Origin of the sequence: Streptomyces prasinopilosus, from assembly GCF_001419695.1 — a bacterium.
In the GTDB taxonomy this organism is placed as follows: domain Bacteria; phylum Actinomycetota; class Actinomycetes; order Streptomycetales; family Streptomycetaceae; genus Streptomyces; species Streptomyces prasinopilosus.
In genome coordinates this window covers 1-5,860 of record NZ_LIRG01000799.1, presented here as the reverse complement: position 1 = coordinate 5,860, position 5,860 = coordinate 1, and the positions used below count along the sequence as shown (strand labels likewise).

General features: G+C 74.7%; 5 protein-coding genes. 1 reads left to right on the top strand and 4 read right to left on the bottom strand.

The features are described from left to right. Positions 1-221: 221 nt before the first annotated feature. Positions 222-1,424 (top strand): amino acid deaminase/aldolase, encoded by a 1,203-nt coding sequence (locus tag AOK18_RS26655; protein WP_055574785.1) that lies wholly within the window; start codon positions 222-224, stop codon positions 1,422-1,424. Here the strand turns inward: AOK18_RS26655 and AOK18_RS26650 are convergent. The 4 genes from AOK18_RS26650 to AOK18_RS26635 all read right to left on the bottom strand — a co-directional run. Then, the gene (locus tag AOK18_RS26650; RefSeq protein ID WP_055695990.1) at positions 1,421-2,353 is read right to left on the bottom strand and encodes a DUF2510 domain-containing protein; all 933 of its coding nucleotides are present in this window, start codon (positions 2,351-2,353) and stop codon (positions 1,421-1,423) included. The genes AOK18_RS26655 and AOK18_RS26650 overlap by 4 nt on opposite strands. A gap of 38 nt (positions 2,354-2,391) precedes the next feature. Continuing rightward, the gene (locus AOK18_RS26645; protein ID WP_055695988.1) at positions 2,392-3,183 is read right to left on the bottom strand and encodes a 3-oxoacyl-ACP reductase; all 792 of its coding nucleotides are present in this window, start codon (positions 3,181-3,183) and stop codon (positions 2,392-2,394) included. Beyond that, entirely contained in the window at positions 3,180-4,553 is a 1,374-nt protein-coding gene (locus tag AOK18_RS26640; protein WP_240503322.1) for an aldehyde dehydrogenase family protein, read from the bottom strand. Before AOK18_RS26640 ends, AOK18_RS26645 begins: the two co-directional genes overlap by 4 nt. Before the next feature lie 112 nt (positions 4,554-4,665). Beyond that, positions 4,666-5,860, bottom strand: a 1,195-nt coding sequence (locus AOK18_RS26635) for a glutamine synthetase family protein (RefSeq protein ID WP_055695987.1), incomplete at its 5' end; no start/stop codon positions are given.

Below are 5,860 nucleotides of genomic sequence, written 5' to 3'. Positions count from 1 at the left end.
CGGTGTCTGCCGCCGGACCCGGCACGAAGTCGTCCCGGGCACAGATACCCGTGCGGGAGGAGCGTCATCCCGGCACGGGCCGTCGTCCGGCGCGGTCCGCCGGGCGTGCGCGTCACTCTACGGCGTGATCCCGTCCGGACGGGAACCAGTCCGCGGGCCCGCGGCATCTGCCCGGAACGTCCCCCTACCCGTACGGAAGACCCGTCTGGCAGGCTGCGTTCATGACTGCGCGCGCCTCCGACCGGGCCCGTTACGAACGGGCCACCGCCCATCTCGACGCCCCGCTCGCGATCGTGGATCTGGACGCCTTCGACGCCAACGCGGACGACCTGCTCCGCCGCGCGGGCGGAAAGCCGGTCCGGGTGGCGAGCAAGTCCGTGCGCTGCCGCGCCCTGCTCGAACGGGTGCTCGCCAGGGACGGTTTCGAGGGCGTCATGTCGTTCACCCTCGCCGAGTCCCTGTGGCTGGCCCGCTCCGGTTTCGACGACGTCCTGCTCGCCTACCCCTCCGCCGACCGCTCGGGTTACGCCGAGCTGGCCGCCGATCCCAAGCTCGCCGCCGCCGTCACCGTCATGGTCGACGACCCGGCCCAGCTGGACCTGATCGACGCCGCGCGGGCCGGCGGCCGCGAGGTGGTGCGGGTCTGTCTGGAGCTGGACACCTCGCTGCGGCTGCTCGGCGGCCGGGTGCGGGTCGGGGCCCGGCGGTCCCCGCTCCACTCCCCCGCCCAGGTCGCCGAGACGGCCCGCGCGGTGGCCCGGCGCCCCGGGTTCCAGGTCGTGGGGATCATGGCGTACGAGGGTCATGTCGCGGGGGTGGGCGACGCGGTGGCGGGGCGGCCGCTGCGGTCCCGGGCCGTGCGGCTGATGCAGACCGCCGCCCGGCGGGAGCTGGCCGCGCGGCGGGCGGCGGTGGTGCGGGCGGTGCGGGAGGTCGTGCCGGAGCTGGAGTTCGTCAACGGCGGCGGTACGGGCAGCGTGCAGCACACGGCCGGCGAGGACGCGGTCACCGAGATCGCGGCGGGTTCGGGGCTGTACGTACCGCGGCTGTTCGACCACTACACGTCGTTCACCGGGCGTCCGGCGGCGCTCTTCGCCCTGCCCGTCGTGCGGCGGCCGGGCGTGGGCGTGGTCACGGTGCTCGGCGGTGGGTATCCGGCCTCCGGCGCGGCCGGCGCCGACCGGCTGCCGGTGCCCTGCCTGCCCGCGGGGCTGCGCTACGACCCCCAGGAGGGGGCCGGCGAGGTGCAGACGCCGTTGCTGGGCCCGCCGGCCGACGATCTGCTGATCGGGGACAAGGTGTGGTTCCGGCACGCCAAGGCGGGCGAGCTGTGCGAGCGGTTCGACGCGCTGCGGCTGATCGAGGGCGACGCGGTGACGGACACCGTACCGACGTACCGCGGCGAGGGCATGACGTTCCTCTAGGACCGGTCCGGGGCGGGGCGGGGGGCGAGGCTGTCGCCCACGCCGCCGCCCGGGTCGGCGTCGCCGGCCGCGCGGATGCCCCGGGTGATGCGGTCCATGTCGGCGAGGGGCGGTGCGCCCTCGCCCGCCTCGAAGACGTAGCGGACGACGACCGGGGCCCCGGTGCCGACCGTGGAGGGGAAGACCATCGACTGCACGTACCCGCCGGGGCCCTCGCCGGTCGTCACCCGCCAGCGGACGAGGTACCCGGCACGGCCCGCCACCGCGACCGGGCCGGACTTCACGACCCGGTGGGACTCGATGCCGCCGTAGGGCTCCTGGCCGAGGGCGTCCTCCTCGAAGGCCTCCTCGGCCGCGTCGGAGACGTCCTCCTCGGCGAGCGGTTCGGGAGAGGTCTCGTCGGTCGCGGTCACCGTGCGGGACACGACGAGGCCGTGGCGGCAGACGCTGCCCTCACCCGGGCAGGCGTGGGTGCCGGGGGTGGTCATGACGACGTCGTCCTGGCTGACGTGCTCCGGCCGCACCCAGCCGTCGAGGAGCGGGAAGGTGATGCCGTTGAGCTGGTCCTCGACGACGTCCGGGGCGCCGGCGGAGGGTCCGGACGCGGATTCCGGGAGGGTTCCGGACGGGGTGGGGCCGGTGCCGTCCGGTGCGGGGGCGGAGGGTGCGGCGGTCGGGCCGGTCCGGGGCTCCGGGTCGCCGTCGCCGCCCAGCAGCACCGTGCCGGTGACGGCCGCGGCGACGAGCACGGCCGCCGCCGCGGCGAGGGCGCTCACCCGGGTACGGCCGCCGGAGGCGCCGGGCGCCGGCGGCACCGGCCCGCCGGGAGTCCCGGGGGTGCGCCGGTGCTCGGTCCAGGCCGTGCCGTCCCACCAGCGTTCCAGGTGGGGGGCGTGCGGGTCGGGGTACCAGCCGGGTGCGGGTGTCATGCTCATCCGGGCACTGTAGGGCGAGCGTCCGCGGGACCCTAGAGGGGCGTGACGTACGCCCCCGAGATGCCCCCGTCCACGAGGAAGTCGGTGGCGTTGACGAAGGAGGAGTCGTCGCTGGCCAGGAAGGCGACGGCGGCGGCGATCTCCTCGGCCTCGGCGAACCGGCCGAGCGGGACGTGCACGAGCCGGCGGGCGGCGCGCTCCGGGTCCGCGGCGAACAGTTCCCGCAGCAGCGGGGTGTTCACCGGACCGGGGCAGAGCGCGTTGACGCGGATGCCCTCGCGGGCGAACTGCACCCCGAGTTCACGGGACATGGCGAGGACGCCGCCCTTGGAGGCGGTGTAGGAGATCTGGCTGGTGGCCGCGCCCATCCGGGCCACGAAGGACGCGGTGTTGATGATGGAGCCCTTGCCCTGCCGGCGCATGTAGGGGATCGCGGCCTTGCAGCACAGGTAGACGGAGGTGAGGTTGACCTCCTGGACGCGTTTCCAGGCGTCGAGCCCGGTCTCCAGGATGGAGTCGTCGTCGGGCGGGGAGACGCCGGCGTTGTTGAAGGCGATGTCGACGCCGCCGTAGGTCTCGTAGGCCGCCCCGAACAGGGCCTCGACCTGTTCGGGGTCGGTGACGTCGACGTGCACGAAGAGGCCGCCGGTCTCCTCGGCGGCCGCCTTGCCGCGCACCGCGTCCACGTCGCCGCAGACGACCCGGGCGCCCTCGGAGGCGAGCCGGCGGGCGGTGGCCAGGCCGATGCCGCTGCCGGCCCCGGTGACGACGGCGCTGCGGCCGGCCAGGCGGCGGCAGACGATGTCCTCGGTCGCTTCGCTCACTGTGCGGTGCCCTCCGTGCTCGACGGGACGGTGCTGATGAAGACGTTCTTGGTCTCGGTGAAGGCGGCCAGGGCGTCCGGGCCGAGTTCCCGGCCGAGACCGGACTGCTTGAACCCTCCGAAGGGGGTCCAGTAGCGGACGCCGGCATGGGAGTTGACGGACAGGTTCCCGGCGCGGACGGCTGCCGAGACCCGCAGGGCGCGGCCGGCGTCCCGGGTCCAGACCGAGCCGGCCAGGCCGTAGTCGGTGGCGTTGGCCAGGCGGATCGCGTCGGCCTCGTCCTCGAAGGGCAGGACGACGGCGACGGGCCCGAAGACCTCCTCGACGGCCGCGCGCGCCTGCGGGCCGACGCCGGTGAGGACGGTGGGCGGGAACCAGAAGCCGGGTCCGCCCTCGGGCGCCCTGCCCCGGATGCCCTCGGCGTCGTCGGGGACGTAGGAGCGGACCCGGTCCAGCTGGGTCCGGGAGATCAGCGGGCCCATGTCGGTCCGCTCGTCGGCCGGGTCGCCGACCAGGACGGACTCGATCGCGGGGGCGAGGAGGTCGAGGAAGCGGTCGTACGCCGGGCGCTGGACGAGGATGCGGGTGCGGGCGCAGCAGTCCTGGCCCGCGTTGTCCAGGAAGGACATCGGGGCGGCGGCCGCGGCGGTCTCCAGGTCGGCGTCGGCGAAGACGATGTTGGGGCTCTTGCCGCCGAGTTCGAGGGTGACCGGCTTGAGGAGCGCCGCGCCCTTGGCCGCCACCCGCCGGCCCACGGCGGTCGACCCGGTGAACACGATCTTGGAGACGCCCGGGTGGGCGACGAGCGCGTCGCCCGCGACCGGACCGTGGCCGGGGAGCACCTGGAACAGGCCCTCGGGGAGGCCCGCCTGCAGGGCGAGCCGGGCCAGGCGCAGTGCGGTGAGCGGGGTCGTCTCGGCGGGTTTGAGGAGGACCGCGTTGCCCGCCGCGAGGGCCGGTGCCGTGCCCCAGGCCGCGATCGGCATCGGGAAGTTCCAGGGCGCGATGACGCCGACGACGCCGAGTGGTTCGAGGAACGTCACGTCCAGGCCGCCGGCGACCGGGATCTGCCGGCCGGTGAGCCGCTCCACTCCCCCGGCGGCGTAGTCGAGCAGGTCCCGGACGTTTCCGGCCTCCCAGCGCGCGTTGCCGAGGGTGTGCCCGGCTTCCTCGACCTCGATGCGGGCCAGTTCCTCCCGGTGCCCGTCGACGACGGCGGCGAAGCGGCGCAGCATCCGGGCGCGGTCGCCGGGGGCGAGGGCGGCCCAGGTCCGCTGCGCCCGCGCGGCCGCCGCGACGGCGGTGTCGACGTCGGTCGCGGAGGCGGCGGGGACGGTGGCGACGACCTCTTCGGTGGCGGGGTTCAGCACGCGCAGGTCGCCGGGCGGGGGTGCTTCGCCGGGTGGAGGCGCTTCGCAGGGCGAGGTGCCGGGCGGGAGCGGTGCGCCGGGCAGGGGCGGTGCGTCGGGCGGCAACGGGGCCTCACATGCGTTCGAAGGAGCGGCGCAGCTCCCAGTCGGTGACCGCGGCGTCGTAGGCGTCCACCTCGACCCGTGCCATGTTGCGGTAGTGCGCGACGACCTCGTCGCCGAAGGCGGCCTTCGCGAGGGTGCTGTTCTCCCACAGCTCGGCGGCTTCCCGCAGCGTGGTGGGGACGTGCTCGTAGCCGGCGGAGTAGGCGTTGCCCCGGCAGGGCTCGGGGGGTTCCAGGCCGTGCTCGACGCCGTGCAGCCCGGCCGCGACCATGCCCGCCACGGCGAGGTAGGGGTTGACGTCGCCGCCGGGCAGCCGGTTCTCGAAGCGCAGGGAACGGCCGTGGCCGACGACGCGCAGGGCGCAGGTGCGGTTGTCGTGTCCCCAGGCGACGGCGGTCGGCGCGAAGGAGCCCGGCTGGAACCGCTTGTAGGAGTTGATGTGCGGGGCGTAGAGCAGGGAGAACTCGCGGAGCGCGACGAGCTGTCCGGCGAGGAAGTGCCGCATGACGTCCGACATGGCGTCCGGGTCCTGGCCGGAGCCCGGCATGGCGCCGGCGCCGTCGGGGGCGGCGAGGGAGAGGTGGATGTGGCAGGAGTTGCCCTCGCGTTCGTCGTACTTGGCCATGAAGGTGATCGACACGCCCTCCTGTGCGGCGATCTCCTTGGCGCCGGTCTTGTAGACGGCGTGCTGGTCGCAGGTGACCAGGGCCTCGTCGTAGCGGAAGGTGATCTCGTGCTGGCCGGGGTTGCACTCGCCCTTGGCGGACTCGACGGTGAGGCCGGCGGCGGCCATCTCGTTGCGGATGCGGCGCAGCAGGGGTTCGATCCGGCCGGTGCCGAGCACCGAGTAGTCGACGTTGTACCGGTTGGCCGGGGTGAGTCCGCGGTAGCCGGCGTCCCAGGCCTGTTCGTAGGTGTCCCGGAAGACGATGAACTCCAGCTCGGTGCCGACCCGGGCGGTGTAGCCGAGTCCGGCCAGGCGCTCGAGCTGGCGGCGCAGGATCTGGCGGGGGGCGGCGACGACCGGGGAGCCGTCGGCCCAGGCCAGGTCCGCGACGACCAGGGCGGTGCCCTCGTTCCACGGCGTGCGGCGGAGCGTGTCGAGGTCGGGGAACATGGCGAAGTCGCCGTAGCCGTTCTCCCAGGAGGACATGGCGTAGCCGTCGACGGTGTTCATGTCGGCGTCGACGGCTACGCCATGT